This window comes from Sphingomonas gilva (assembly GCF_003515075.1).
GTDB lineage: Bacteria > Pseudomonadota > Alphaproteobacteria > Sphingomonadales > Sphingomonadaceae > Sphingomonas > Sphingomonas gilva.
In genome coordinates, this window is the sequence record NZ_QWLV01000001.1 from 313,146 (window position 1) to 338,825 (window position 25,680).

At 67.4% G+C, this 25,680-nt stretch carries 23 protein-coding genes and 1 tRNA gene; 16 read left to right on the forward strand and 8 right to left on the reverse strand.

The window, feature by feature from the left end:
* The first annotated feature begins 113 nt into the window (after positions 1–113).
* Genes D1610_RS01555 through D1610_RS01565 form a run of 3 tightly spaced genes read left to right on the forward strand, consistent with a single transcriptional unit; the run spans position 114 to position 3,360 of the window.
* Positions 114–821, forward strand: a complete 708-nt coding sequence (locus tag D1610_RS01555) for a phytanoyl-CoA dioxygenase family protein (RefSeq protein WP_118862368.1) — start codon at positions 114–116, stop codon at positions 819–821.
* Entirely contained in the window at positions 818–2,143 is a 1,326-nt protein-coding gene (locus D1610_RS01560; RefSeq protein WP_118862369.1) for a sulfatase family protein, read from the forward strand. Before D1610_RS01555 ends, D1610_RS01560 begins: the two co-directional genes overlap by 4 nt.
* Complete coding sequence (locus tag D1610_RS01565; protein WP_222926907.1) at positions 2,140–3,360, forward strand: glycoside hydrolase family 1 protein; 1,221 nt, start codon at positions 2,140–2,142, stop codon at positions 3,358–3,360. Before D1610_RS01560 ends, D1610_RS01565 begins: the two co-directional genes overlap by 4 nt.
* A gap of 7 nt (positions 3,361–3,367) precedes the next feature.
* Here the strand turns inward: D1610_RS01565 and D1610_RS01570 are convergent.
* A tRNA-Thr gene (locus D1610_RS01570) sits at positions 3,368–3,443 on the reverse strand.
* A gap of 150 nt (positions 3,444–3,593) precedes the next feature.
* Between D1610_RS01570 and D1610_RS01575 the strand changes: the two genes are divergently transcribed.
* Both D1610_RS01575 and D1610_RS01580 read left to right on the forward strand, forming a co-directional pair.
* Positions 3,594–4,898, forward strand: a complete 1,305-nt coding sequence (locus D1610_RS01575) for a PAS domain-containing protein (RefSeq protein ID WP_342768284.1) — start codon at positions 3,594–3,596, stop codon at positions 4,896–4,898.
* Between the two features lie 64 nt (positions 4,899–4,962).
* A complete protein-coding gene (locus D1610_RS01580; RefSeq protein WP_118862371.1) occupies positions 4,963–9,606 on the forward strand; it encodes an NAD-glutamate dehydrogenase in 4,644 nt (1,547 codons plus the stop codon).
* Positions 9,607–9,719: 113 nt separating this feature from the next.
* Here the strand turns inward: D1610_RS01580 and D1610_RS01590 are convergent, their stop codons facing one another.
* The 7 genes from D1610_RS01590 to D1610_RS01620 all read right to left on the reverse strand — a co-directional run bounded on the left by D1610_RS01590 (position 9,720) and on the right by D1610_RS01620 (position 18,092).
* The gene (locus D1610_RS01590; protein WP_118862372.1) at positions 9,720–10,853 is read right to left on the reverse strand and encodes a PepSY-associated TM helix domain-containing protein; all 1,134 of its coding nucleotides are present in this window, start codon (positions 10,851–10,853) and stop codon (positions 9,720–9,722) included.
* A gap of 73 nt (positions 10,854–10,926) precedes the next feature.
* Positions 10,927–11,610: a Fe2+-dependent dioxygenase gene (locus D1610_RS01595; RefSeq protein WP_118862373.1), complete on the reverse strand. Its 684-nt coding sequence runs from the start codon at positions 11,608–11,610 to the stop codon at positions 10,927–10,929.
* A 207-nt stretch (positions 11,611–11,817) separates the two neighbouring features.
* A complete protein-coding gene (locus D1610_RS01600) occupies positions 11,818–14,151 on the reverse strand; it encodes a TonB-dependent receptor (protein ID WP_118862374.1) in 2,334 nt (777 codons plus the stop codon).
* A gap of 51 nt (positions 14,152–14,202) precedes the next feature.
* Positions 14,203–14,472 (reverse strand): ribbon-helix-helix domain-containing protein, encoded by a 270-nt coding sequence (locus D1610_RS01605; RefSeq protein ID WP_118862375.1) that lies wholly within the window; start codon positions 14,470–14,472, stop codon positions 14,203–14,205.
* The gene (gene cobT, locus D1610_RS01610; protein WP_118862376.1) at positions 14,469–16,304 is read right to left on the reverse strand and encodes a cobaltochelatase subunit CobT; all 1,836 of its coding nucleotides are present in this window, start codon (positions 16,302–16,304) and stop codon (positions 14,469–14,471) included. The genes D1610_RS01605 and cobT overlap by 4 nt, the downstream gene beginning before the upstream one ends.
* Positions 16,305–17,309, reverse strand: a complete 1,005-nt coding sequence (cobS, locus tag D1610_RS01615; protein ID WP_118862929.1) for a cobaltochelatase subunit CobS — start codon at positions 17,307–17,309, stop codon at positions 16,305–16,307. It abuts the gene before it with no gap.
* A gap of 90 nt (positions 17,310–17,399) precedes the next feature.
* Positions 17,400–18,092, reverse strand: a complete 693-nt coding sequence (locus tag D1610_RS01620) for a winged helix-turn-helix transcriptional regulator (protein WP_118862377.1) — start codon at positions 18,090–18,092, stop codon at positions 17,400–17,402.
* 66 nt (positions 18,093–18,158) lie between these two features.
* On the opposite strand from D1610_RS01620, the gene D1610_RS01625 reads away from it, so the two are divergent.
* The 11 genes from D1610_RS01625 (at position 18,159) to D1610_RS01675 (ending at position 25,680) form a co-directional block, all read left to right on the forward strand.
* Positions 18,159–18,902, forward strand: a complete 744-nt coding sequence (locus tag D1610_RS01625) for a DUF899 family protein (protein WP_118862930.1) — start codon at positions 18,159–18,161, stop codon at positions 18,900–18,902.
* A gap of 31 nt (positions 18,903–18,933) precedes the next feature.
* Positions 18,934–19,377: a VOC family protein gene (locus tag D1610_RS01630; protein WP_118862378.1), complete on the forward strand. Its 444-nt coding sequence runs from the start codon at positions 18,934–18,936 to the stop codon at positions 19,375–19,377.
* Between the two features lie 143 nt (positions 19,378–19,520).
* On the forward strand, positions 19,521–19,958 hold the full coding sequence (locus D1610_RS01635) for a DoxX family protein (RefSeq protein ID WP_118862379.1): 438 nt from the start codon (positions 19,521–19,523) through the stop codon (positions 19,956–19,958).
* 23 nt (positions 19,959–19,981) lie between these two features.
* The gene (locus D1610_RS01640; protein ID WP_118862380.1) at positions 19,982–20,659 is read left to right on the forward strand and encodes a glutathione S-transferase family protein; all 678 of its coding nucleotides are present in this window, start codon (positions 19,982–19,984) and stop codon (positions 20,657–20,659) included.
* A complete protein-coding gene (locus tag D1610_RS17580) occupies positions 20,656–21,372 on the forward strand; it encodes a DUF1428 domain-containing protein (protein WP_118862381.1) in 717 nt (238 codons plus the stop codon). The genes D1610_RS01640 and D1610_RS17580 overlap by 4 nt, the downstream gene beginning before the upstream one ends.
* A gap of 54 nt (positions 21,373–21,426) precedes the next feature.
* Positions 21,427–22,197 (forward strand): VOC family protein, encoded by a 771-nt coding sequence (locus tag D1610_RS01650; protein ID WP_118862382.1) that lies wholly within the window; start codon positions 21,427–21,429, stop codon positions 22,195–22,197.
* Between the two features lie 15 nt (positions 22,198–22,212).
* Complete coding sequence (locus D1610_RS01655; RefSeq protein ID WP_118862383.1) at positions 22,213–22,704, forward strand: VOC family protein; 492 nt, start codon at positions 22,213–22,215, stop codon at positions 22,702–22,704.
* 163 nt (positions 22,705–22,867) lie between these two features.
* A complete protein-coding gene (locus D1610_RS01660; protein ID WP_118862384.1) occupies positions 22,868–23,596 on the forward strand; it encodes a Bax inhibitor-1/YccA family protein in 729 nt (242 codons plus the stop codon).
* A 210-nt stretch (positions 23,597–23,806) separates the two neighbouring features.
* Entirely contained in the window at positions 23,807–24,583 is a 777-nt protein-coding gene (locus D1610_RS01665; RefSeq protein WP_118862385.1) for a transglutaminase-like domain-containing protein, read from the forward strand.
* A gap of 56 nt (positions 24,584–24,639) precedes the next feature.
* Positions 24,640–24,921: a hypothetical protein gene (locus tag D1610_RS01670; protein WP_118862386.1), complete on the forward strand. Its 282-nt coding sequence runs from the start codon at positions 24,640–24,642 to the stop codon at positions 24,919–24,921.
* A 207-nt stretch (positions 24,922–25,128) separates the two neighbouring features.
* Positions 25,129–25,680, forward strand: a complete 552-nt coding sequence (locus D1610_RS01675; protein WP_118862387.1) for a hypothetical protein — start codon at positions 25,129–25,131, stop codon at positions 25,678–25,680.

Consider the following 25,680-nt stretch of genomic DNA (forward strand, 5'->3'; position numbering starts at 1 on the left):
GTTTATATCGTCAGATTCGACCTAATTTTTGCTTTTGTCAACGTGCCCGATCTAATATCACCTCCAGCGCACCGCCGAGGGCGGGGCGGCGCAACGATCGCGGCGAGGATGCAATGAAGGTCGATACCGAACGGTTCAGGCGAGACGGCTTCCTCTGCTTTCCGCGGCTGGCGGACGACGCGACCGTGGCCGAGATCGCGGGCGTCTACGACGCGATGCTGAGCGGCGAGATCGACGTCAGCCCGACCGACAACCCGTTGGGGATGACGACGCGGCAGATCATGATTCCCTCGACCTATCATCCGGTCTTTCGCGACAATGCGGCGCTGGACGCCGGTCGCGGGATCGCCCGCCAGCTGCTCGGCGTCGACGATCCCAAGCCCGTGTTCGACATGCTGATCTACAAGGAGCCCGGCCAGCTCGCGACCACGCCGTGGCATCAGGACTTCTCCTACAAGGAGATGCCCTTCACGCCGGCGGGAACCGACATTCCCTCCGACCAATATGTCCAGTTCTGGCTCGCGCTCGACGATGTCGACGAGGCGAATGGCTGCATGCACTTTATCGCCGGCCAGCACCGCCAGCCGCTGCTCGAACATTATATCGCCGGCGGCGACGCCGATTACAGCCAGCGGCTGCTGGCGATCCGCGATGCGGAAGCCGTGCTCGATCTCGACCAGGCGGTCGCCTGCCCGCTCAAGGCCGGCGGCGCGACCGTCCACAATTACGGCACGCCGCATTTCACCCCGGGCAACCGCACCGCCGATCGCCCGCGCCGCGCCTATATCTTCAACTTCACCAATCGCGACCTGGGGGCATGAGGGGCCGCCGGTCGCTCAAGCTGCTGATGACGCTGGCGCTGACGGGCCTGGCGACGACGCCGGCCTCCGCCGGCCAGGCCGATCGCCCCCCCAACATCGTCATCGTCCTCGCCGACGATCTCGGCTACGGCGATGTCGGCGCGAACGGCGCGACGCTGATCAAGACGCCCGCGCTCGACCGGATGGCGGCGGAGGGCGTGCGGCTGACCAGCGCCTATGCCGCCGCCAATGTCTGCACGCCGTCGCGCGCGGCGCTGCTGACGGGGCGCCATGCGATCCGTTCGGGCCTCGCCGAGAACGTCATCCATCCCAAAGACGCGCATGGGCTGCCCGCGGGCGAGGTGACCTTCGCCGAGATGCTCAAGGCGCACGGCTATCGCACCGCGCTGATCGGCAAGTGGCATCTGGGGCATCAGCCGCAGCACCATCCACTGCGCCACGGCTTCGACAGCTTCTTCGGGCTTCGCTACAGCAACGACATGCTCCCCCTCGCGCTTTACGAGGGGGAGCGCGCGGTCGAGGAGCCGGTCGACCAGGCGACGCTGACCCGCCGCTACACCGATCGCGCGATCGAGATCGTCAAGAGCGCGGACCGGCGGCCGTTCCTCATCTATCTCGCGCATAGCATGCCGCATGTGCCGCTGTTCCGGACCAGGCCGTTCGAGGGAAGGTCGCGCGCGGGCGTCTATGGCGACGTCGTCGAGGAGCTCGACTGGAACATGGGCCGCCTGCTCGATGCCCTGCGCGAAAGCGGCGCGGCGGAGAACACGCTGGTGATCTTCACCAGCGACAACGGCCCCTGGTTCGAAGGTTCGAGCGGGCGGAGCCGGGGCAACAAGGGCAGCAGCTGGCAGGGCGGCTACCGCGTGCCGTTCATCGCCTGGGCGCCGGGCCGGCTGCCCAGGGGCAGAGTGTCCGACGCGCCGGTGAGCCTGCTCGACGTCATGCCCACCATCGCGGCGCTGTCGGATGGGCAGCTGCCCGATGACCGGCCGATCGATGGCCGGAACGTCTGGCCGGTGCTCGCCGAGGGCGCGGCGAGCCCGCACGACGCGATCTATTTCTTCAACAACAGCCAGATCGCGGCGATCCGCAAGGGGCGCTGGCGGCTGGTGGTGCAGGCCTATTATCGTGGGCTCGACGTGCCGCTCGACCAGTTTGGCGCCTATTTCCTCTACGATCTCGAACGCGATCCCGGCGAGCGCTACAGCTACGCCGCCGAGCAGCCCGGGGTCCTCGCGGCGATGAAGGCCCGGCTCGCCGCCGCGCGCAAGGCGTTCGGCGTGCCCGAGCGGCCGCCCTTCGCCGCCGCGAAGAAATGACGATGCGCCTGCCCGATCGCTTTCTGTGGGGCGCGGCGACCGCCGCGCACCAGGTCGAGGGCAACAACGTCAATTCGGACTGCTGGGCGCTCGAACATGCCGCGCCGTCGCTGTTCGTAGAGCCGTCGGGCGACGCTGCCGACCAATATCATCGCTTCGATCAGGATGTGCGGATCGTCGCGGATCTGGGCCTCGGCGCCTATCGCTTCTCGGTCGAATGGGCGCGGGTGGAGCCCGAACGCGGCCATGTGTCGCAGGCCGTGCTCGATCATTACCGGCGCTGCGTGGAGGCCTGCCTGACGCGCGGTATCGCGCCGGTGATCACGCTGCACCATTTCACCCAGCCGCGCTGGCTCGCGCGCGCGGGCGGTTTCGCCGCCGCCGATTTCCCGCAGCGCTTTGCCGAGCAGGCCGCGCGCGTGGCACGCGCCCTGGATGGGATCGCGCTGGTCTGCACGATCAACGAGCTCAACCTGCCGGTGCTCGCGGCGCCCTATTTCAACGCGCGCGCGAGCGAAGAGCAGCGCGCCGCCGCCGAGCGGGCGCTGGGCGCCCCGCTATCGGCCTTCTTCCTGTTCGCCGGGGACGAGGCGATCCTCGGCAACGGGCTGGCGGCGCACCGCGCGGCGCGCGACGCGATCCGCGCGATCCGGCCGGGCCTGCCCGTCGGCATGACGCTCGCGATCTCCGAGGAGGATGCCGAGCCGGGCGGCGAGGCGCACCGCGACGCGCGGCGCGAGCGCTTCTACGCCCCGTTCCTCGATGCCGCGCGGGAGGATGATTTCGTCGGCGTGCAGACCTATTCGCGCATGATGAGCCGCGCCGACGGCAGCGTGGGCCTCGCCGGCGGCGCGGTCGCCACCACCATGGGCTGGGAGGACCGTCCCGAAGCGGTGGGCGCGGTGTGCGAATGGATCGCCAGCCGCTGGCGCACGCCCATGGTCGTCACTGAGAACGGCTATGTCGGCGACGACGACGGCCGCCGCGCGCGGTTCATCGAAACCGCGGTCGCCGGCGTGAAGCAGGCCATGATGCGGGGGGCCGACGTTCGCGGCTATTTCTACTGGTCGCTTCTCGACAATTTCGAATGGATGCTCGGCTATCGCCAGCGCTTCGGCCTGGTCGGCGTCGATCGCAAGGACCAGAGCCGGACGGTGAAGCCGTCCGCGGATATTTTCCGGGCAATGGCGGAGCGGGCCGGCCAGGTCGAGGCATGACCGCATCTGGTGCCGCCTACAGGACTCGAACCTGTGACCCCCGCATTACGAATGCGATGCTCTACCAACTGAGCTAAGGCGGCTTGGCCCGCGCGCTTACCAGCGGTTGGACAAGCTGACAAGCGTGCCGCGCGCCGGGCCGGGGCGAATTTGGTTTACGCTTCATTTACCGTGGCGGCCGCATAAGTCGCCCGTATTTCGGGAGGTTTCCCGAGCGGGGGCCGAAGATGGACATGATGCGGGGACAGGAAGAAAGCTGGATGGCGGAAGATGCCTATGACGCAGCGCCCGAAGCGCCGCCCGCGATCGGCACCGACGAACGCCGCATGCATGTGCGCGCGTATAATTACTGGGTCTCGCTCTTGCGCGGCCGCGCCTATCCGTCGATCGAGGATCTCGAACCCGCCGATCTCGCCGATTTCGGCCCGAACAGCGTGCTGCTCGACTTCACCGCCGGGATCGAGAATCCCGGCATCGCCTATCTGGGCGGGGCGCTGCGCCGCGAATGCGGGCTGGACGCGAGCGTCGACTGCATCGCCGACGTGCCGAGCCGATCGCTGCTGTCGCGCCTGACCGACCATTATCTGCAGATCATCGCCAACCACGCCCCGATCGGCTTCGAGGCCGAGTTCACCGGCCTGCGCGGCTACAACACCATGTATCGCGGCATCCTGATGCCGTTCTCCTCAGACGACGACACGATCGATTTCATCTACGGCGTGATCAACTGGAAGGAGATGGTGACGCCGGAGGAGCAGGCGCAGCTCGATCGCGCCATGGCCGACGCGGTCGGCAGCGTGCCGCACGCCTCGGCCTCGCTGCCGGTGTTCGCCGACGGGCCGAGCGCATTGGGTTCGAACGAGCCGCCGGCGCCAAGCCTTTCCGCGCCGGCCGCTTTCGAGGCGGAGGAGGAGATCGAGGCGCCCGCGACGCCCGACGCCGATGCGTCGCTCGCCGATTGGCTCCATGTCGCGCGCGAGACCGCCGCGGTGGCCAACGCCGCCGACGGCCGCAGCCGTTCGGCGCTCTACGAAGCGCTCGGGCGAGCCTATGATTTCGCTCTGGTCGCCGACGAGCATCCCGAGGATTATGCCGAGCTGCTCGAGGATGTCGGGCTGACCGCGCAGGCGCGCGCGCCGATGACGCCGGTGGTCAAGCTCGTCTTCGGCGCCGACTATGACAAGACGCGGCTGACCGAGTTCGCCGCCGCGCTGACCCATGGCCGCCGCGAAGGCGTCGCGATGGGCGGCCTGGCCCGCTATGTCGAAAGCTATCCGGGCGGGCTGAAGGGCGTCGTCCAGGCCGAGCGCAGCCTGCGCGGCGGCGGCAAGGCGCAGGGGGGCGAAAGCGATCCGGCAGGCGCGCTGCGCGACCGCGATCCGATCGCGACGCTCGATGTCGACGTGCCGGGCGATGCGGAGTTCGTCGTGCTCGTCGGGCGGCGCAATGCGGAGGGCGGGCTCGATATCGTCTCGGTGCTGCCGCACCAGGCTGCGCTGGTCGATCGCGCTTTGAAAGTCGCCGTTCGTAACGTCTGAAACGAGTTTGCTGCACCGCCACAAGCCTTGAGCCTTTTTTCCGGGACGCGCATAGGCGTGACCCATGGCTACCCAGACCTCCGCGAAGACGCACCAATCGCTCACCGCCGCGCTCGACAAGGCGCTGATCGCCAAGGCGCTGCCCGGCGAGCTGGACGGGTTCGGCAAGGCGGAGCGGCAGGAGGCGGCGCGCTTCGTCACCGCCGCGGCGCTGGCGCGCAAGCCGGGTACGGCGACGGTCCAGCTCGAAGCGCTGCCCGAGAGCGAGGATCATCGCCGGCGGCTGCGGCTCGCCATCATCAACGACGACATGCCCTTTCTGGTCGATTCGATCGCGGGGACGATCGCGGCCGAGAATATCGCGATCGATCGGATCATCCATCCGGTCGTGCGCGTCGCGCGTGACGACAGGGGCACGCTGACCGCCATCGACGCCAAGGGCTCGGCCGAATCGATGATCTATATCGAGATGGAGCGGGTCGACGCGCGCGCGCGGCGGCGGCTGGTCAGCGAGATCGAACGCACGCTCCGCCAGGTCCGCTCGGCGGTGAACGACTGGGTGAAGCTGCAGGATGCGATGCGCGCCGACGCGGAGGCGATCGGCGGAGAGGGCGGCGCGTTGCTGCACTGGTTCCTCGATCGCAACTTCACGCTGTTGTCGCACGACCGCTGGTCGACGGGCGGCGAGATCAGCAAGCCGCTGGGCCTGGCGCGCCATGCGGGGAGCGATCCCATCCTGGCCGACAGTTCGCGCGCGCTGGCGGTCAAATGGTTCGAGAAGGGCGGCGAAGCGCCGCTGCTGCTCAAGTCCAATCGCATCTCCAGCGTCCATCGCCGCGTGCAGCTCGATCTCATCATCGTCCCCGTTCGCGAGGGGAAGAAGGTCGTCGGGCTTTCGACCCATGCCGGTTTGTGGACCTCGGGCGCGCTCAACACCCCGCCTGCCGAGATACCCGTGCTGCGCCAGCGGCTGGCCGAGCTCGAGAAGAAGTTCGGCTTCGATCCCGCGGGCCATGCCGGCAAGGCGCTGACCCATGCGCTCGTCGCGCTGCCGCACGATCAGGTGATCGGCTTCGATCCGCAATCGCTGGAGCAGGTCGCGCTCGCCGCGATGAGCCTGGCCGATCGGCCGCGGCCCAAGCTGGTGACGATCAGGAGCTCGCTCGGCCGCCACCTGTTCTGCTTCGTCTGGCTGCCGCGTGACGAGGTGACGACCGCGCGGCGCGTGGCGATCGGCGACATGCTGGCCGACGCCGCCAACGCCAAGCTTCTGTCCTGGTCGATCGCGCTCGAGGACGGGGTGGTCGCGCTGATCCGCTACACGCTCGATCTGCGCGAGGGCGGCAAATCGCCCGACACGACCGATCTCGACGCGCGGCTGGAGCGGATGGTGCGCGGCTGGTCGCCGGCGGTCGAGGCGGCGCTCGTCGCCGATGTCGGGGAAGCGCGGGCCGCGCGCATGACCTTGCGCTGGGCGAACGAGTTTCCGCAAGGCTATCGCTACGCCAACAGCGCCGAGGAGGCCGCGCGCGACATCGCCCGGCTCGACCGGCTGGTCGACGAGGATGCGCGCAACGTCCGCATCTTCTCGGCTCCGGCGGACGGCGCGGAGACCCTGTGCCTCAAAATCTATCGCCGCGGCGGCGCGCTGCCGCTGTCCGACGCGGTGCCCGTGCTGGAGAATTTCGGCTTCCGCGTTATCGAGGAGCGGCCGACGCGGCTGGCGACTCCGGGGATGGGATTCATCCATGAGTTCCTGCTGCACATCGACGGCGGCACGCCCCATCTCGGCGCTCCCGACTCGATCGCGGTGCTCGAGGAGGCGATCGCCGACGTGCTCGAAGGCGCGGCCGAAAACGATTCGCTCAACAAGCTGATCGTCGCCGCCAATCTGCGCCCGCGCGCGGTTCTCTTGTTCCGCGCCTGGTTCCGCTATCTGCGCCAGACCGGCCTCGCCTACGGCATGGCGACCGTGGTCGAGGCGCTGCGCCGCGCGCCTAAGCTCGCCATCGCGCTCGTCGCACGCTTCGACGCCGCGCACGATCCCGCCGCGCGCAAGGGCGCCGAGGCGGCGATCGCCGATGCCGAAAAGGCGATCGACGCGGGGCTGGACAAGGTTTCGGCGATCGACGACGACCGCATCATCCGCGCGATCCGCGGGGTGATCGACGCGACCTTGCGCACCAACGCCTTCGCCCCCGCGGCGAAGGAGGCGCTGGCGTTCAAGCTCGATAGCGCCAAGGTGCCGGGCCTGCCCGCGCCGCTGCCGTGGCGGGAGATCTTCGTCTATTCGCCGCGGGTCGAGGGCATTCATCTGCGCGCCGGCCCGGTGGCGCGCGGCGGCTTGCGCTGGTCAGACCGGCGCGACGATTTCCGCACCGAGGTGCTGGGGCTGATGAAGGCGCAGCGCGTGAAGAACGCGGTGATCGTGCCGACCGGCGCGAAGGGCGGCTTTTATCCCAAGCAGCTCCCCCCGCCCGCCAATCGCGACGCCTGGCTGGCTGAGGGGACCGAGAGCTACCGCATCTTCATCCGATCGCTGCTGTCGGTCACCGACAACATCGTTGAGAGCAAGGTGGTGCACCCCGAAGCCGTGGTGATCCACGACGGCGACGATCCCTATTTCGTCGTCGCCGCGGACAAGGGCACCGCGACCTTTTCCGACGTCGCCAACGCCATCGCGATGGAGCGGGGATTTTGGCTTGGTGATGCGTTTGCCTCAGGCGGGTCCAACGGCTACGACCACAAGGCGATGGGCATCACCGCCAGGGGCGGCTGGATCTCGGTCCAGCGCCATTTCGCCGAGCGCGGGATCGACGTGCAGACCGATCCGATCCGCGTCGTCGGCTGCGGCGACATGTCGGGCGACGTGTTCGGCAACGGCATGCTCCTGTCCAAGGCGATCAGGCTGCAGGCGGCGTTCGACCATCGCCACATCTTCCTCGACCCCGATCCCGATCCCGCGGCGAGCTGGGCGGAGCGGCAGCGGATGTTCGATCTGCCGCGGTCGAGCTGGGCGGACTATGACACGGCGCTGATCTCCAAGGGCGGCGGCGTCTTCCCGCGCTCGGAGAAGTCGATCAAATTGTCGCGCCAGGCGCGCGAGATGCTCGGCGTCGAGGATGCGGCGATGGAGCCCGGCGCGCTGATCTCCGCGATCCTCAAGGCGCCGGTCGACCTGATCTGGTTCGGCGGCATCGGCACCTATGTGAAGGCGGCGGGCGAGAGCCATCTCGACGTCGGCGATCCGGCCAACGACCGGCTGCGCGTCAATGCCGAGGAGGTGCGCGCGGTCGCGATCGGCGAGGGCGCCAATCTGGGCGTCACCCAGGCGGCGCGCATCGCCTATGCCTTGCGCGGCGGGCGGATCAACACCGACTTCATCGACAATTCGGCCGGGGTCGATTGCTCGGACAACGAGGTCAACATCAAGATCGCCCTGAACCGCGAGATGATCGAGGGCCGGCTCAAGCAGGCCGACCGCGACAGGCTCTTGACCGCGATGACCGAGGAGGTCGCGCACCTGGTGCTGGAGGACAACCGCCTCCAGACGCTCGCGCTCTCGGCGATGGAGAATGACGGCGCGCCGGTGCTGCCGAGCTATGTCCGGCTGATCGAGATCTTCGAGGCGTCGGGCCGGCTCGACCGCGCGGTCGAGGGGCTGGCGGCCAACGAGGACCTGCTGCGCCGCGCGCAGGACGGGCACGGGCTGACCCGGCCCGAGCTGGCGGTGCTGCTGGCGACGGGCAAGCTCGCGCTGCAGGACGCGATCGAGAAGTCGGCGCTCGACACCGATCCCTCGACCCGCGGCGACCTTCACGCCGCCTTCCCCGCGCCGATGCGCAAGCGCTTCGAACAGGCGATCGACCAGCACCGGCTGCGCAACGAGATCATCGCCACCAAGCTCGCCAACCGCATGATCAACCGGCTGGGCGTGCTCAACCCGTTCGAGCTGGCCGAGGAGGAAGGCGCGGCGCTGAGCGACATCGCGGCGATGTATGTCGCGGCCGAACGGCTGTTCGGCCTGCCCGATCTGTTCAAGGCGATCGAGGACGCCGAAATCACCGAATCCGCGCGCGTGCTGCTGCTCGACGAGGCGGCCTACGGCGTGCGCGTGCAGATCGCCGATCTGCTCCGCGCGTTCCGGCCCGGCATCAGCCCGGCCGACGTGATCGCGGCGCTCGAAAAGGGCATCGCCCGGCTCGACAAGGAGGCCGACGCGCTGCTCGCCACCGAAACCAGGACCCAGGCCGGCCATATCGCCGACGAACTGTCGGGAAAGGGCGCGCCGCATGCCCTGGTCAAGCGCGTGGTCCGGCTGTTCGAGCTGGACGGCGCGGTCGGGCTCGCCGATCTGGCGCAACGGCTGAAGCTCGACGAGGTGGTGCTGACCAAGGCCTTTATCGGGCTTGGCTCCGCCCTGGGGCTCGACTGGGCGCAGTCCAACGCCGCGCGGATCATCCCGAGCGACCCGTGGGAGCGGCTGCTGATCGCCGGCCTGGCGCGCGATTTCCAGCAATTGCGCCTCGATTTCCTGGCCCGCACGAAGGACGATCCGCAGGGCCTGGTCGATAGCTGGCTGGCGGCGAACGCCCAGCGCGTCATCCAATTCCGCAATCTGGTCGATCGCGCGCGCCGCGCATCGACCCCCAATGCGGCGATGCTGGCGCAGATCGCCAGCCAGGCGCGGGTGCTGCTGGGGCGGTGACGCTGTAAGCCCCTCCCCTTCAGGGGAGGGGTTGGGGGCGGGGGAAGTCACGGGCGAACGCGCTTATGGCAGGCCCCACCCCAACCCCTCCCCTGAAGGGGAGGGGCTAATGATTACTCCGCCGGTTGCAGCCTTCGCGCGCGCCGCTGCTTGAGCCTCGTCTTCCAGCTCCGCGCGCGCCACCACATGATGAGGCCGGTGATGCTGAGGATCGCGGGCAAGAGGCCGCCCAGGAAGATGATCATCTGCCAGACGATGCCCATGTCGGTGCCGTCGTGGATGCGGCGCATCAGGCGCGCGGTGGTTTCCCCCTCGCGCGGCTCGGGCGGGGCGATCGACGCGGCGCCGGTGGCGTCGGCGATGCCGACCTGCGCCGGCCGTCCCTTTGCCGGCCGGACCGAGATTTTCCAGTCGGGCTCGACATCGGTTGGCCAGGCGATCTGCGACACCGTGCCGGGGGCGGCGGCCGTGGCGGCGGAGAGCGCCGCATCCAGGCTGGTCGCGGGCGCCGCGAGCGGCTGCGCGCGCATGCGCTGCTGGCGGCTGGGCCCGGCCTCGCGCGGCGCCTGCGCCTGGGCGCCGTTGAACACCGCGAACGCCGAGGGGAAGCTGATCCACACGCCGGTGAGCGACAGCACGAACAGCGGGATCGCGATCCAGAACCCCATCAGGTGGTGCAGGTTGGTGTCGAGATTGTTGTGCCGCCGCCAGCGCAGGCCCTTCACCCAGCTGCCGACGGTCGGCCACCACAGCCATAGGCCGGTGATCGAAGAGAGCAGCATCGCGACGCCGACCCAGCCGACGATCGGCCGGCCCCATCCGGGAATGTAGAGGCTGCCGTGGAGCACGTGCATCACGCGCACCGCGCCCTCGTTCGATCCGGCGCGATCGAGCACGCGCGCGGTCGCGGGATCGATCCAGATATTGGTGCGCACCGGCCTGCCGCCACCCTCTTGCGGCGCGCGCGCGGCGCTTGCGACGACCGCGCCTTCTTCGGGAATGCGAAGCGACATCAGCCGTTCGCCGGGGGCGAGAGCGTTCGCCGCGGCGGAAACATAGGCGGCGGCGGGCAGCGTCGCCGATCCTTCGACCACGCGCGCGGGATTCAGCCAGTCGTCCAGCGCATCGTGCCACACCAGCGCCGCGCCGGTGATCGAGATCGGAATGATCGCGATCGCCAGGATCAGCCCGATCCATTTGTGCAGCTGGAACCAGGCGTCGCGCAGCCCGATCTTGGTCACCGCCATGATGTGAGAATCCCCGCTATGACGCAGCGGCGATGGCAAAACAGTTATTGCAAGTCAATTGCAATTCATGCGGTCAGGTGTCGGCCCAGCGGCGCAGCAGATTATGGTAGACGCCGGTCAGCTGGATCACCGCCGGATCGGCATGGCCCTTGTCGGCGGCGACCGACTGCACCGCCTGATCGAGATCGAACAGCAGCCGGCGCGCGCCGTCGTCGCGCACCATCGATTCGATCCAGAAGAAGCTGGCGACGCGCGCGCCGCGCGTGACCGGGGTGACATGGTGCAGGCTGGAGGCCGGATAGAGCACGAGGTGCCCGGCGGGCAGCTTGACGCTCTGCGCCCCGAACTGGCCTTCGACCACCAGCTCGCCGCCGTCATAGCCGTCGGGGTCCGAGAGGAAGAGCGTCGCGGACAGGTCGCTGCGCATGCGGAAATCGGTGCCGCGCCTGATGCGGATGGCGTTGTCGATATGCGTGCCGAAGGTCTCGCCGCCTTCGTAGCGGTTGAACATCGGCGGCCAGATCTTGCCCGGCAGCGCGGCGGCGATGAAGGTCGCCGCGCGGCCCAGCGCGTCGAGCACCAGCGCGCCCGCCTCGCGCGCCGCCTTGCCGTCCTCGGGGAGCTGGCGGTTGCGCTTGGCGAGCGCCGCCTGCGGGCCCGACGTGGCGTTGCCGTCGATCCATTCGGCGTCGCCGATGATCGAATGGACCCGGGCGAGGTGATCGGCGTCGAGGACGTCGGGAATGGCGATCAGCATGGCGGATGCGTAGCAAATCCTCCCCGGCACGGGGAGGGGGACCAGCCGCAGGCTGGTGGAGGGGGTTATCCGCGAACGCATCGTCTGCGGCCAGCCCCCTCCACCATCAGCTTCGCTGGAGTGCTGGGTCGAACCGTCCCCCGGACGGTTCTCAAACGCGCGGGGCGCGTTTGACCCTGCACTCCCCCTCCCCGCGCCGGGGGAGGATCAGAAGCTGTAGAACAGGCTCAGCACCGCCGAGCGCCCCTCGCCAGGCGTCGCCCAGCCATTGTTGCGGATGCCGGTGAAATAGCGTTCGTCGAAGATGTTCTGCACGTTGACCTGCGCGGTCAGCCCGCCTTCGAAGGCGTAGGACAGGAAGGCGCGGTGGGTCATGTAGTCGTCGGCGTAGAGCTGTTCGGGCGCCGCGACGGTCGGCGCGTTGAGCGCGAAGCCGCCCTGATAGGTGAAGCCATAGCCCAGCTGCAGGCCGAAGGGCAGCGTGTAGGTGGTGAACAGGCTGCCCGAATGCGCCGGGGTCTGGATCAGATCGGTGCCCGCCTGCGGATCGATCAGGTCCGCATCGTTGGTGCAATCATCCTCGCCGGGATTGGCGAGGCAATAGTCGGACACGCTCTGCAGCACGGTTCCGTCGAGATAGGTGTAGTTGGCGAAGATGCTCCAGGCGGGCGTGATGTTGCCGCTCGCGCCCAGCGCGATTCCGTCGACGCGCGCGCGGCCGTCGAGCACCTGCGCGGTCGGCGCCACCGGGTCGCCCGTGGCGACGCGGTAGTTGGTCCGCTCGTTGCGGAACAGCGCGGCGGTCAGCTGCAGGCGGCGATCGAACAGATCGGCCTTGGCGCCGATCTCGTAGCTCTTGCCCGTCTCGGGCGCGACGTCGCAATTCGTCCCGCAGCCCTGCCGCACCGTCGCGGAGCTCGGCGTCTTCGAATTGGCGTAGCTGGCGTAGAGGCTGGTGTTGGGCGTGGGCTTGAACACCGCGCCGCCGCGATAGGAGAACAGCTCCTCGTCGCTGACCTGATCGGCGCCGCGGGTATAGACCGAACCCGTCGCCGGCGTGCCGATGGCGTCGGCGCGGAAGACGCCGCGCACGCTTTCGTAGCGCACCCCGCCGTTCAGCTCGACCATCTCGCCGATCTCCAGCGTGTCGAAGGCGTAGATCGCCGCCGAACGCGTATCCCCCTCCGAACGGCCGGTGAGGATGCGGTTGACCGGCCCGCGCCAGACCGTGTCCGGATCGGTGATCGAAATCGGCGGCTGCGCCGGGTTGGGCGTCGCCCCGCCCGGATTGCGCAGCAGCTGCGCGGTCTCGATCGAATAATCCTCCTGGGTCAGCGATCCGCCGATCACCAGCGTATTGCGGACGCCGCCGCCCTTTTCGCCCGAGCGGACGGTCAGGTCGGTCTGGTTGTGCAGCAGGTCGTTCAGCTGATCGCGCACCAGCCCGCGCGGGCCGCTCGGCAGGTAGAAGCCGGGATTGTCGCACGGCGCTCCGAAGGGCGTCTCGCCGTTCGCCAGGCACCAGTTGGCCCCGCCCGCGGGGCTTTGCGGCGCGCTGGTGACGGTCGGCTGATAGACCCGCTGGTAGCGGGTGAGGTTGCGGATCTGGACGCCGCCGCCGAAATCATGCGTGAAGGTCGCGGTCAGGCGGTCGAGCTCGGTCTGCTGGCGATCGAGATTGACGATGCCGAAATAGGAGGAATCGTCGATTCCGGGCAGCGGACCGCCGGCCTCGGCATAATAGGGAACGCCGTAGATCGGCGTGTTGTCGTCCTCCTGATGGACATAGGCCAGGGTGAGGCTGGTCGGGCCGTCGACGCCGATGGTGATCGCGGGCGCGACGCCCCAGCGTTCGTAGCTCTCGACGTCGCGGCCGGGCACGTCGTTGCGGTGGAACATCGCGTTCAGGCGAACGGCGACCAGCTCGCTGACGCGGACATTGCTGTCGATCGTCGCGCGGTAATAATCGTCGGTGCCGATCGCGGCGGAGACGATGGTCAGGTCCCCGCGCTGCGGCGCCTTGCTGACCAGGTTGATCGTGCCGCCGACCGATCCCGATCCGTTGAACACGGTGTTGGCGCCGTTATAGACCTCGATCTGCTGCAGGTTGAACGGATCGGTGCGGCTGTATTGCGCGCTGTCGCGAACGCCGTCGACGGTGATGTCGTTGTTCGCCGAATAGCCGCGCAGGTTGATCGAATCGCCATAGCCGCCGCCGCCCTCGCCCGCGCCGAAGGTGATGCCGGGAATCGTCTGGAGCGCGTCGCGCAGGGTGAGCAGGTTCTGCTTCCTCAGCGTCTGATCGCTGATCACGGTGATCGTCTGCGGCGTGTCGAGCAGCGGCGCGGTGGCCTTGGGGCTTTCGAGCTCTTCCGCGCCGCCCACGCCGATGACGACGATGTCGTCGCGCTGGGGATCGTCGCGCTGGTCGGTGCGGCTCTGCGGATCAGGCTCGGCCGGATCGGCGGCGGCCGCCGGCGCGGTGACGAGCGCGCCGACGCAGGACAGCGCGAGGAAAGCGGCGGTTGAAGGTTTCGGCATTTTGGCCCCCTGGGATGGATGGGGGCGCGTTATTGAGAAGCGTTCGCAGAGTCAACGCAATTGCGACACATTCTCATCATTGTCGCAAATTGTCGCGAACAGCCAGCAGCGTATCGCGCTGGCGAGGTTGGGCGGGGCCGGGGCGGTGAGCCGTTCGGCGTCGATCCGCGCGACCAGCGCGGAGAGGGGGAGGTCGCGCGCGGCGGCCGCGTGCTCCAGCGCGGCCCAGAAGGGCGGTTCCAGCGCGATCGAGGTGGGATGGCCGGCGATGGTGATCGATCGCTTGACGGGCGGGTGGAACACCGGCCCCGCGGTGCTCACCGCCGGTCGTCCTCGAACAGCGCGGCGAGCTGCTCGACCATCGTTCCGCCAAGCTGCTCGGCGTCCATGATCGTCACCGCCTTCTGGTAATAGCGCGTCACGTCGTGGCCGATGCCGATCGCGACCAGCTCGACCGGCGATCGCGCCTCGATCCAGGCGATCACCTGGCGCAGATGGCGTTCGAGATAGCTGCCCGAATTGACCGACAGCGTCGAATCGTCGACCGGCGCGCCGTCGGAGATCACCATCAGGATGCGCCGTTCCTCGCCGCGCGCGATCAGGCGGTTGTGCGCCCAGAGCAGCGCCTCGCCGTCGATATTCTCCTTGAGCAGCCCCTCGCGCATCATCAGGCCCAGCGAGGCGCGCGCGCGGCGCCACGGTTCGTCGGCCTGCTTGTAGACGATGTGGCGCAGGTCGTTGAGCCGGCCGGGCTGGGGCGGGCGGCCGTTCGCCAGCCAGTCCTCGCGCGCTTGCCCGCCCTTCCAGGCGCGGGTGGTGAAGCCCAATATCTCGGTCTTGACCCCGCAGCGCTCGAGCGTGCGCGCCATGATGTCCGCGGAGATCGCCGCGATCGAGATGGGGCGCCCGCGCATCGATCCCGAATTGTCGATCAGCAGCGTGACCACCGTGTCCTTGAAATCGGTGTCGCGCTCGACCTTGTAGGAGAGCGAGTGGCCGGGCGAGACGATCACCCGCGCCAGCCGCGCGGCGTCGAGCAGGCCCTCCTCCTGGTCGAAGTCCCAGGCGCGGTTCTGCTGCGCCATCAGCCGGCGCTGCAGGCGGTTGGCGAGCTTGGTCACCGCGCCCTGCAGATGGACCAGCTGCTGGTCGAGATAGCCGCGCAGCCGCGTCAGCTCCTCGGCGTCGCACAGCTCGGTCGCGGCGACGATCTCGTCGTGCCGGGTGGTGTAGGGCTTGTAGTCGAACTGCGGCGGCAGATCGGACAGCGGGCGGTTGGGGCGGACGCCGACCAACCCGTCCTCCCCCTCGTCACCCGCCTGCCCCTCAACATCGTCGAACTCGTCGTCCTGAAAGTCGCCGTCCTCGCTTTCGCCGTCCTCGGAATCGCGCGGTTCGCCGCGGGCTTCCATTTCGCCCTCGCCGCCGGCCTGGTCATCCTCGCCCTCATCGCCCTCGTCGTCGGGGCGGTCGTCCTCGCCCTCATCCTCGTCACCGCCCTTGTCGGCATCATCGGGAACGGTGTCGCCCTCGGTCAGTTCGAGATCGCGCAGCAGCTTGGCGGCGAGCTGGGCGAAAGCGGCCTGATCGTCGAGTGCGAGCGCGAGCGCATCGAGATCGCCGCCGGCCTTCTCCTCGATCCAGTCCTGGACCAGCGAAAGACCGGCCGTGGCGCTGACGGGCGGCGCCTGCCCGGTCAAGCGCTGGCGAGCGAGCAGGCCGATCGCGGTCGACAGCGGCACCTCGTCGCGCGCGCGGGCGCGGGTGATCGGGTCGGAGCGCAGCCGCATCGCCAGCGCAGCGTTGAGGTTGGAGGCGATGCCATCGAGCCCGCGCGATCCCAACGCCTCGACCCGCGCCGCTTCGACCGCGTCGAACACCGCGCGCGCCACCGCCTCGGCGGGGGCGTTCTTCGCATGAAGCGCGGCGTTGTGGTGGCGCAGGCGCAGCGCGAAACCGTCGGCATGGCCGCGCGCCTCCGCCACCTGATCGGCCGGCAATGCGCGCGCGGGCATCGGTATGCGCAGATTCTTGCCCGAGGCGGACGGCGTGTCCGCCGACCAGGCGAGCTCGACCTCGGGCTCGTGCGCAACCGCGCGCGCCGCGCCGGCTAGCGAGGCCTTGAAGCGGTCAAGGGGCGTTTCCGTGGCCAATCAGGCCCCCTTGGCCACGCTCTCCGGCAGGTCCTTGCCGAACACGCGCTGGTAATATTCCGCGATCAGCGCACGTTCCGCCTCGTCGCACTTGTTGAGGAAGGAAAGGCGGAAGGCGAAGCCTACATCCTTGAAGATCAGCGCGTTCTGCGCCCAGGTGATGACGGTGCGCGGGCTCATCACGGTCGAGATGTCGCCATTGATAAAGCCCTGGCGGGTCAGGTCGGCGACCTTTACCATCCGATCCACGGTCGCCTTGCCGTCGGGCTGGTCGTATTCGCCCGATTTGGCGAGGACGATCTGCGCCTCCACCGCGGCGGGCAGGTAGTTCAGCGTGACGACGATGTTCCAGCGGTCCATCTGGCCCTGGTTGATCGCCTGCGTGCCGTGATAGAGCCCGCTGGTGTCGCCCAGGCCGACGGTGTTGGCGGTGGCGAACAGGCGGAACCACGGGTTCGGCCGGATCACGCGGTTCTGGTCGAGCAGGGTTAGCTTGCCCTCGGTCTCCAGCACGCGCTGGATGACGAACATCACGTCGGGCCGGCCCGCGTCATATTCGTCGAACACCAGGGCGGTCGGCGTCTGCAACGCCCAAGGCAGCAGGCCTTCGCGGAACTCGGTGACCTGCTGGCCGCCCTTCAGCACGATAGCGTCGCGGCCGATCAGATCGATACGGCTGATATGCGCATCCAGGTTGATGCGGATGCACGGCCAGTTGAGATGCGCCGCGACCTGCTCGATATGCGTCGACTTGCCGGTGCCGTGATAGCCCTGCACCATCACGCGGCGGTTGTGCGCGAAGCCTGCGCAGATGGCGAGCGTGGTGTCGGGATCGAACACATAGGCGGGATCGAGGTCGGGCACGCGCTCATCCGCCTCGCTGAAGGCGGGCACTTCCATATCGACGTCGATGCCGAACGTGTCGCGCACGCTGACGGTCTTGTCCGGCGCTTCCATGATCGTCGTCTGCCGGCTGTCGGGCTGGGTGTTGGGGATATCGGTCATCATGACTGTCCTGCTCGCGCACATGGGCGCGGGATTGGCTTATGCGCGTAACCCGTCCGCGCGCCGCCCGCAACATAGCCGATCGCAGATTCAGGTTATCTTGGCGGGAAGCGGGAACAGCGTGCGAAAGCGCTCGAACGCGCTGCGATCGCCGTGGATGGTCAGCGCTCCGGCGGCTTCGGCATCGGCGACCGGCCGGCCGCCATAAACCACCGAGGCGAGCGTCATCGGATCGGTGTCGATCACGGTGGCGACGTCGTCCGGCTCCTCGCGGTTGATCGCGATGCCGTCGGCGCCGACCAGCGCGACGAAGCGTTCGGGCCCGATACGGAAGCCGATCGCCATAGGGTTGTCGCCGGATCGGCTGCGATCGATCATCGTGCGGAACGACATCATGATCGAAGACGCGGAGAGCGGCAGGCTGGTGTCGTGATCGGGCGAGCGCACCGCCCAGCGGCCGAGCTCCTGGATCGGAACCTCCGCCTCGTACCCCCAAGGGGTCAACTCATAGACCTGGACGTTCGCCGGCGGCGGCAGCTTGCGCTTGGTCAGGATGCCCGCGGCCTCGAGCCCTTCCAGCCGTTGGGAGAGCACATTGGCGCTGATTCCGGGCAACCCGGCGCGCAATTCACCAAAGCGCCGCGCGCCGAACATAAGCTCGCGCACGATCAGCAGCGACCAACGCTCGCCCACCAATTCCATCGCCAGCGCGGTTCCACATGCATCGTCATACCAGCGGTTTTGCTGGACTTTTCCGGCTTGAGTCATTTTTTCTAACTTCATAGTTGTTTTTTGTAACTGAGTCGGTCACAACAGTCAAGCAAGTGATTCGCGAGGCAGGAGATGGATATGAAGGACACCGCGACATTGCCGCCCGCCGAAGCGCTGAAACCGGCGCGCGAGATGGCCGAGGCGCATCCGACGCGCTGGCCGGGCGAGAGCGACGAATATCGGCGTGCGCGCACCGCGCTGCTGGCCGAGGAGATCGAGCTTCGCCGCCAGATCCAGCGCGTCGCCGAGCATCGCCGCGCGCTGCCGCCCGGTGGGGTGGCGAAGGACTATCGCTTCCTCGATGAGGACGGGAAGGAACTGAGCCTGATCGATCTGTTCGGCCGGCACGGCACGCTGTTCACCTATTTCTGGATGTTCGGGCCGGAGCGCGAGCGGCCGTGCCCGATGTGCACCTCGTTCGTCGGCTCACTCGACATCCCGGCGCCCGATATCGAGCAGCGTCTGGCGCTCGCCATCATCGGCCGGTCGCCGGTCGAGCGGCAGATGGCGGTGGCGCGCGAGCGCGGCTGGGCGCACCTCAACTTCTACCAGACCGTCGGCGACGATTTCGCTCGCGATTACGGCGCGCTCACCGACGGTGACGAGGGGATCGATGAGGGCGCGGCGGTGCTCGTCTGGCAGCGCGATGGCGACAAGGTCCGCCTGTTCTGGGCGGCCGAGGGCGGCGCTGAAACCAGCGATCCCGGCTTCGATCCGCATCTCGCGCCCGATCCGACGCCTCTGTGGAACATCCTCGACATGACGCCCGAGGGCCGCGGGACCGACTGGTATCCCAGCCTCGAATATAACGACGCGCTCTGAACGAAGCGCAATCATTCCAAGGAGAGCAACAATGCCCAAGATGATTTTCGTGAACCTGCCTGTCGCCGATGTGGAGAAATCCGCCGCCTTCTACGAGGCCGTCGGCGCGACCAAGGACGAGCGCTTCTGCCAGGAGAACTCGACCGCGATGATGATGTTCTCCGACACCATCTCGTTCATGCTGCTGAGCCACGAGCGCTTCGCCGATTTCACGCCCAAGACGATCCCCGACGCGAAGAACCATGCGCAGGTGCTCATCGCGCTCACCGAAGAAAGCCCATCGGCGATCGACGCCACGATCGAGCGCGCGGTCGCCGCGGGAGGCAGGCCCGATCCGACGCCAAGGCAGGAAATGGGCGACTTCATGTACGGCCGCAGCTTCGAGGATCCCGACGGTCACATCATCGAACTGGCCTGGATGGACGTCGAAAAGGCGATGGCCGTGGGGAGCGAGCCCCAGACCGAACCGGCCTGAGCGGCCAACAGGGAGAAAGACGATGTCGACCGCCCGCAGCATCCTGATCGGCCTGGCCGCCTTCGCGGTGACCGTGGTCGCGATCCTGAGCCATCACTGGACCGTGGGCGGTGCCACCATCGCCTGAACCAAGGGGAAAGATCATGTCGAATATAGTCTATGATGCCGATCTCGTCGCTCGTCGCGCAGGGGCGTCCGCCTCCCGCTCGGTGTGGGCCGGACGGGCGCTCAGCGGCCTCGCGGTGGCCGCGCTGGGCCTGGATGCGGTGATGAAGCTCGCCGCACCGCAGCTGATGATCGACAACAGCCCGCCGCTGGGCCTGCCTGCGGACACCGGCTTCTACCGCATGATCGGCGCCATCCTGCTGGCAGCGCTCGCGCTTCATGTCTGGCGGCGAACGGCGGTGCTCGGCGCGGTGCTCGTCACCGCCTTTCTGGGCGGCGCGGTGGCGGTCAATGCCGCCGCGCAAATGCCGCTCCTGAGCAACACGCTGTTCGGCGTCTATGTCGGCATCGTGTTCTGGGTGGGGTTCGCCCTGCGCGACCCGCGGGTGCGGGCGATGCTGTCCGCGCCGCTTTGATCCCTGTCGGTTGGAGAGGAACCATGCCCGTCGACCCCAATGCATCGCTTGAGATCACCGCATTCAAATGGGTGCCGGATTTCGCCCAGGGCTTCGTCCGCGACCTTCGTCCGCGCTGGGCGTGCGAGGAGATCGGCCTTTCCTATGCGGAAAAGCTGATCGACGTTGAGAATCGCCCGGCGGGGCACTTCCGCAGGCAGCCATGGGGGCAGGTGCCGGTGCTCGACGACAACGGCGTCGAGCTGTTCGAAAGCGGCGCGATCCTGCTCCATCTGGCCGAAAAGGATGAGCGGCTGATGCCACGCGACCTGCAAGGCCGGGCGCGGACGATCAGCTGGCTGTTCGCCGCGTACAACAGCGTCGAGCCGCTGATGTTCGAGCTGGGCAACGTCGATCTGTTCTCAAAGGACGAGGAATGGGCTAAGCTGCGCCGCCCCAGCCTGATCGGCTGGTGCGAAGACCGCTTCGACCGGCTGGCCGATGCGCTGAATGGTAGCGATTATCTTGCCGGCCGATTCACCGTTGCCGATATCGCGATGGCCACGGTGTTGCGTGAAGCCGGCGAGACCGACCTCGTTTCGAGCCGCCCGGTACTGGCGGCCTATCTCGCGCGGTGTCTCGCGCGGCCGGCGTTCGAGCGTGCGCTCGATGCCCAAATGGCGGTGTTCGCCGCCCATGAACCTGAAGGAGAAGCAGCATGACCTATGTGCAAGGATTCGTCGCCGCTGTGCCTGCGGCGAACAAGGACGCCTATATCAAACATGCCACCGAGGCGGTGCCGCTGTTCAAGGAGTTCGGGGCGACGCGGATGGTCGAGACATGGGGCGACGACGTGCCGGACGGCAAGGTCACCGATTTCAAGCGCGCGGTGAAGGCGAAGGATGACGAGGTCGTCCTGTTCTCGTGGATCGAATATCCCGACAAGGCGACGCACGACGCGGCCGGCAAGAAGATGATGTCCGATCCGCGCTTTCAGGAAATGCCCGAGATGCCGTTCGACGGCCAGCGGATGATCTGGGCCGGGTTCGATCCGCTGCTCGATGAGGGCAGCGGCGGCAAGCCGGGCTATGTCGACGGCTATCTCGTCGCGGTGCCGACCGAGGGCAAGCAGGCCTATAAGGATCTCGCCTCGAAGGCGTCGCAGGTGTTCCGTGATCATGGCGCGACCCGCGTGGTCGAGGCTTGGGGCGACAATGTGCCCGAGGGCAAGGTCACCGATTTCATCGGCGCGGTGCAGAAGAAGGACGATGAGAGCGTCGTCTATTCCTGGGTCGAATGGCCCTCCAAGGCTGCACGCGACGAGGGCATGAAGAAGGTGATGGAGGACGAGCGGATGAAGTCCGGTCCGGACTCGATGCCGTTCGACGGTCAGCGCATGGTGTTCGGCGGCTTCGCGCCGATCGTCGACGCGTGATTGTCCGGCCCGCGTCGATGGCGCGGGCCAACCCCTTAGGACAGGAAAGCCACTATGACCAATCCGCATGGCAGCTTCATCTGGTATGAGCTGATGACGAAGGATCCCGAGGCATCGAAGGCGTTCTACGGCGACGTGATCGGCTGGACCGTCGGCGAGGCGATGCCCGGCGGCATGGACTATCGCATGCTGACCGCGCCCGACGGGCATGTTGGCGGGATGCTGGGATTGACGGACGCGATGTGCGAAGGCGGCGCGCGGCCCTGCTGGCTTGGCTATTTCGGCGTCGACGATGTCGACCAGGCGCTCGAAAAGGTCACCGCCGCGGGTGGGCAGGTGATGATGGCGGCGAGCGACATTCCCGATGTCGGCCGCATCGCGATGGTCACCGATCCGCAAGGCGTGCCCTTCTACGTCATGCGCGGCGCGAGCGATGAGGCCAGTCACGCTTACGACCGGATGACGCCCGGCCATGTCAGCTGGAACGAGTTGCTGACGCCCGATCCCGATGCCGCGCTCGACTTCTATGGGTCGATCTTCGGCTACCGGAAGGAAGGCGCGATGCCGATGCCCGGGATGGGCGACTATATTTTCATCAGCCATGGCGGGGGCGATCCGATCGGCGCGGTGATGAAGAATTCGGACGGCACACCGGCGGCGTGGGGCTTCTATTTCCGCGTGCCCGACATCGATGCGGCCAAGGCCAGGGTCGAACAGGGCGGCGGCAGGGTCATCTTCGGCCCCGAAGAGGTGCCGGGCGGCGAAATGGTGCTCAACGCGATCGATCCCGAAGGCGTGCTCTTCGGCCTCGTCGCCCCCAAATAATGAAGGAGAGAGACGATGACCGACAAGATCCTGAACTGCCTGTGGTATGACGGCGACGCGGAAGAAGCCGCCAATTTCTATGCGGCTACCTTCCCGGACAGCAAGGTGACGGGCGTGTTCCGCGCGCCCGGAGACAATCCGTCGGGTAAGGAGGGCGACGTGCTGACGGTCGAGTTCACCGTCTGCGGCATGCCCTTCATCGGCCTCAATGGCGGGCCCACTTTCAAGCCCAACGAGGCGGTGAGCTTCCAGATCGCGACCGACACGCAGGAGGAGACCGATCGCTACTGGAACGCCATCGTCGGCAATGGCGGCGAGGAAAGCATGTGCGGCTGGTGCAAGGACAAATGGGGCTTCTCCTGGCAGATCACCCCCCGCGCGCTGACGAAGGCCTTCCAGGCCGGCGGGGCCGAGGGCCAGCGCGCGTTCAAGGCGATGATGGAGATGCGCAAAATCGACATCGCCACGATCGAGGCGGCTCGGCGCGGCGAAATGCAGCCCGCCTGAACCCTGCTTGTCGCGATGAATGGAGAGGCGCCGGATGGAAGTCCGGCGCCTTTACCATTTCCATCGCGCCGCCATGTCCGGTTTCGCTTGAAAGCGCGGGCGATTGCCACGATATTCGTTGCATCCGGCCGATGCTTGGCCGGGCAAAGGAGATAGTTTCGAGATGGCAAACTGGTCTGATCCCCGGCCGACGGCCGCGACCTTCCCGACGCGGGTGGGCACGCAGGACGCCGCGTACGACGCGGGTCTGCGGTCCTACATGCTGTCGGTCTACAACTATATGGCATCGGGCGTGTTGCTAACGGGCATCGTCGCGTTACTGTTCGCCAATTCCGGCCTCGCTGCGCAGGTGCTGTCGACGCCGCTGCGCTGGGTCATCATGCTCGCTCCGCTGGCGTTCGTGATGGTGCTGAGCTTCGGTATCAACCGGCTTTCGACCGGCACGGCGCAGGCGCTGTTCTGGGCGTTCGCGGTGGTGATGGGCCTGTCGATGTCGTCGATCTTCCTGGTCTTTACCGGGGTCTCGATCGCGCAGACCTTCTTCGCGACGGCGGCGGCCTTCGCCGGCCTCTCGCTGTGGGGTTACACCACCAAGCGTGATCTGTCGGGCTTCGGCACCTTCCTGGTGATGGGCGTGGTCGGCCTGCTGGTGGCGATGATCGTCAATCTGTTCCTCCAGTCGGGCACGCTCGCGCTGGTGATCTCGGGCATCGGCGTGCTGCTGTTCGCCGGCCTGACCGCCTATGACACGCAGCGGATCAAGAGCATGTACGCCTATGTCGCGGGCACCGACATGATGGGCAAGACGGTAATCATGGGCGCGCTGTCGCTCTATCTCGACTTCGTCAACATGTTCACCTTCCTGCTCCAGTTCATGGGCAGCCGCGACTGAATCGAGGCCGTCCGACAGGAATCACCAAGGGCCCGGCGGGGAGACTCGCCGGGCCTTTTCTTTAGCCTCGTCGCCCCTGCGCAGGCAGGGGCCGCAGTCGGCAAGAGGGAAGCCGGTTGTGTCACAAACCCGGAGGCCCTGCCTTCGCAGGGGCGACGGAACTGACCTTCTTGCCACTTGTTACCGCCAAACACAAAGCCGGGGAACAGCATGCGCCTGACCATCGACGTCGCGCTCGATTATTCGTTTTACGAACCGGCCGATGTCCTGCTGCAGATCGAGGTCGCAGCGATGGCCGACCAGAAACTGCTCGCCGACACGCTCTCCGTCACCTCGCGTGAGCGGCTGCGTGCGACGCCGGGCGAGGAGTCGATCGGCCAGCGCTGCTGGGCGCTTGGTGAGGGGCATTTCGCCGCACGCTATCACGGCGAGGTGGAGATAGACCGTGTAGCGATCGATATCGCCACATTGCCCGAAACGCGCCCGCGCGACCTGCCGGCGCTGGTGGTTCCCTATCTGATGGCCAGCCGATACTGCCAGGCCGACAAGTTCGACGCCTTCGTCCAGTCCGAATTCGCAGGGCTGACGGGTGGCCCGCTCGCGGTGGCGATCAGCGACTGGGTGGGTCAGCACCTGACCTATCGCTGCGGCACGTCGAGCGGGGTCACCACCGCGATCGACACCTTTGTCACGCGCGAGGGCGTGTGCCGCGATTATGCCCATCTGACCGCGGCGCTGATGCGCGCGGGCGGCATTCCGGCGCGCTGCGTCGGCGGCTATGCACCCAATGTGAGCCCGCAGGATTTCCACGCAGTGGTCGAGGTCTGGCTGGCCGACGCCTGGCATCTGATCGACGCCACCGGCATGTCCGATGCGACTGACTTCGCTCGTGTCGGGGTAGGGCGCGATGCGACCGACATCGCCTTCATGACGATCTTCGGGCGCGCCGACCTGATCGAGCAAACGGTGCGCGTCACCGCCGGCTGAGCGGAACGCCCGACTGGAGCGTTCGTTTAGCGAAACGAGAGATCAGGAGAATGAGCATGGAAGATCCGGGCAAGGTCAAGACCGACGCGGGACAGGACAAGGACATCGCCGAGCGGCTGGAGCGCAATCCCGAAAGCAAGGAGGCGCGGCTCGATACCGCGCTCGACGAATCGATGGACGCTTCCGACCCGCCTGCTTCGACCCAGCCGATCCACCGCCACAGCGGACCGGCGCCCTCGTCGGGTTATGACGAGAAGAAGGAGACGGCGCTCAATGAGCATGGCGGCGATCACTCGCGTGAGCACGCCAAGGAGGCCGAGCGCCAGCAAGACGCCTAACCTCGATCAATTGCGGCAAGAAAATGTCGGGGCTGTTGCAGGGATGCAACGGCCCCGTTTCCTTTCACGTATCCGACCGCAATGATGTTGCGCCGCAGCAGCTTCTCTGATTCTTTGGTTAACGGGGGACGACGGCCTGGTCAGCGTCTTGTTAACCACGCTGTGCGATCATCTCCTCCTTGGGGCAAGAGGTCGGAGACGAGTGACATGGGCACGCGCATGAGACCAGCCGATGGTGCGATGACGCTGGCGGAGATGAAGGAATTCGGCGGGTTCGCTGCGGGCACGCAGCGCTATATCCGCCGCTCGCTGGATATCGGGCTCGATCGCGACGACGCGATGAGCCGCTGGTCGCGCGATGTGGTGGAAGCCGCGAGCATCCGGGCCCAGGCTCGCATCTATGGCCGGCTCGATGACATCCGTGCGATGGTGCCCGATGACAGCGGGCTGGACGCGGTCGAGCCCTTCATGGCGCCGCTGATAACGGTCAGCGCGTTCGATCTGGGGCAGGGTCGGCTGACCAGCTTCGCCGCCTATCGCTTCCTGTATGAGCGGCTGATCGGCGCGCATGTACGCCCATGGCTTCCCGGCGCCTTCTGCGCCGCCGCCGCGCTGCCGCATCTCCATCCCGATCTGCGTCGCACGCTGCTCCAGTCGATCAGCGAAGCCGCCGCCACGGCGCCGGGCTGGTCCAGTCGCGAACCGATCTTCTACCCCCAGTGGGTGGAAAAGGTGGACATCGCCGCACTGCCCAACTGA

Coding starts and splice junctions, on each gene's coding strand:
- D1610_RS01555 (WP_118862368.1), top strand. CDS start 114: ATGAAGGTCGATACCGAACGGTTCAGGCGAGACGGCTTCCTCTGCTTT.
- D1610_RS01560 (WP_118862369.1), top strand. CDS start 818: ATGAGGGGCCGCCGGTCGCTCAAGCTGCTGATGACGCTGGCGCTGACG.
- D1610_RS01565 (WP_222926907.1), top strand. CDS start 2,140: ATGACGATGCGCCTGCCCGATCGCTTTCTGTGGGGCGCGGCGACCGCC.
- D1610_RS01575 (WP_342768284.1), top strand. CDS start 3,594: ATGATGCGGGGACAGGAAGAAAGCTGGATGGCGGAAGATGCCTATGAC.
- D1610_RS01580 (WP_118862371.1), top strand. CDS start 4,963: ATGGCTACCCAGACCTCCGCGAAGACGCACCAATCGCTCACCGCCGCG.
- D1610_RS01590 (WP_118862372.1), bottom strand. CDS start 10,853: ATGGCGGTGACCAAGATCGGGCTGCGCGACGCCTGGTTCCAGCTGCAC.
- D1610_RS01595 (WP_118862373.1), bottom strand. CDS start 11,610: ATGCTGATCGCCATTCCCGACGTCCTCGACGCCGATCACCTCGCCCGG.
- D1610_RS01600 (WP_118862374.1), bottom strand. CDS start 14,151: ATGCCGAAACCTTCAACCGCCGCTTTCCTCGCGCTGTCCTGCGTCGGC.
- cobS (WP_118862929.1), bottom strand. CDS start 17,309: ATGACCGATATCCCCAACACCCAGCCCGACAGCCGGCAGACGACGATC.
- D1610_RS01620 (WP_118862377.1), bottom strand. CDS start 18,092: ATGAAGTTAGAAAAAATGACTCAAGCCGGAAAAGTCCAGCAAAACCGC.
- D1610_RS01625 (WP_118862930.1), top strand. CDS start 18,159: ATGAAGGACACCGCGACATTGCCGCCCGCCGAAGCGCTGAAACCGGCG.
- D1610_RS01630 (WP_118862378.1), top strand. CDS start 18,934: ATGCCCAAGATGATTTTCGTGAACCTGCCTGTCGCCGATGTGGAGAAA.
- D1610_RS01635 (WP_118862379.1), top strand. CDS start 19,521: ATGTCGAATATAGTCTATGATGCCGATCTCGTCGCTCGTCGCGCAGGG.
- D1610_RS01640 (WP_118862380.1), top strand. CDS start 19,982: ATGCCCGTCGACCCCAATGCATCGCTTGAGATCACCGCATTCAAATGG.
- D1610_RS17580 (WP_118862381.1), top strand. CDS start 20,656: ATGACCTATGTGCAAGGATTCGTCGCCGCTGTGCCTGCGGCGAACAAG.
- D1610_RS01650 (WP_118862382.1), top strand. CDS start 21,427: ATGACCAATCCGCATGGCAGCTTCATCTGGTATGAGCTGATGACGAAG.
- D1610_RS01655 (WP_118862383.1), top strand. CDS start 22,213: ATGACCGACAAGATCCTGAACTGCCTGTGGTATGACGGCGACGCGGAA.
- D1610_RS01660 (WP_118862384.1), top strand. CDS start 22,868: ATGGCAAACTGGTCTGATCCCCGGCCGACGGCCGCGACCTTCCCGACG.
- D1610_RS01665 (WP_118862385.1), top strand. CDS start 23,807: ATGCGCCTGACCATCGACGTCGCGCTCGATTATTCGTTTTACGAACCG.
- D1610_RS01670 (WP_118862386.1), top strand. CDS start 24,640: ATGGAAGATCCGGGCAAGGTCAAGACCGACGCGGGACAGGACAAGGAC.
- D1610_RS01675 (WP_118862387.1), top strand. CDS start 25,129: ATGGGCACGCGCATGAGACCAGCCGATGGTGCGATGACGCTGGCGGAG.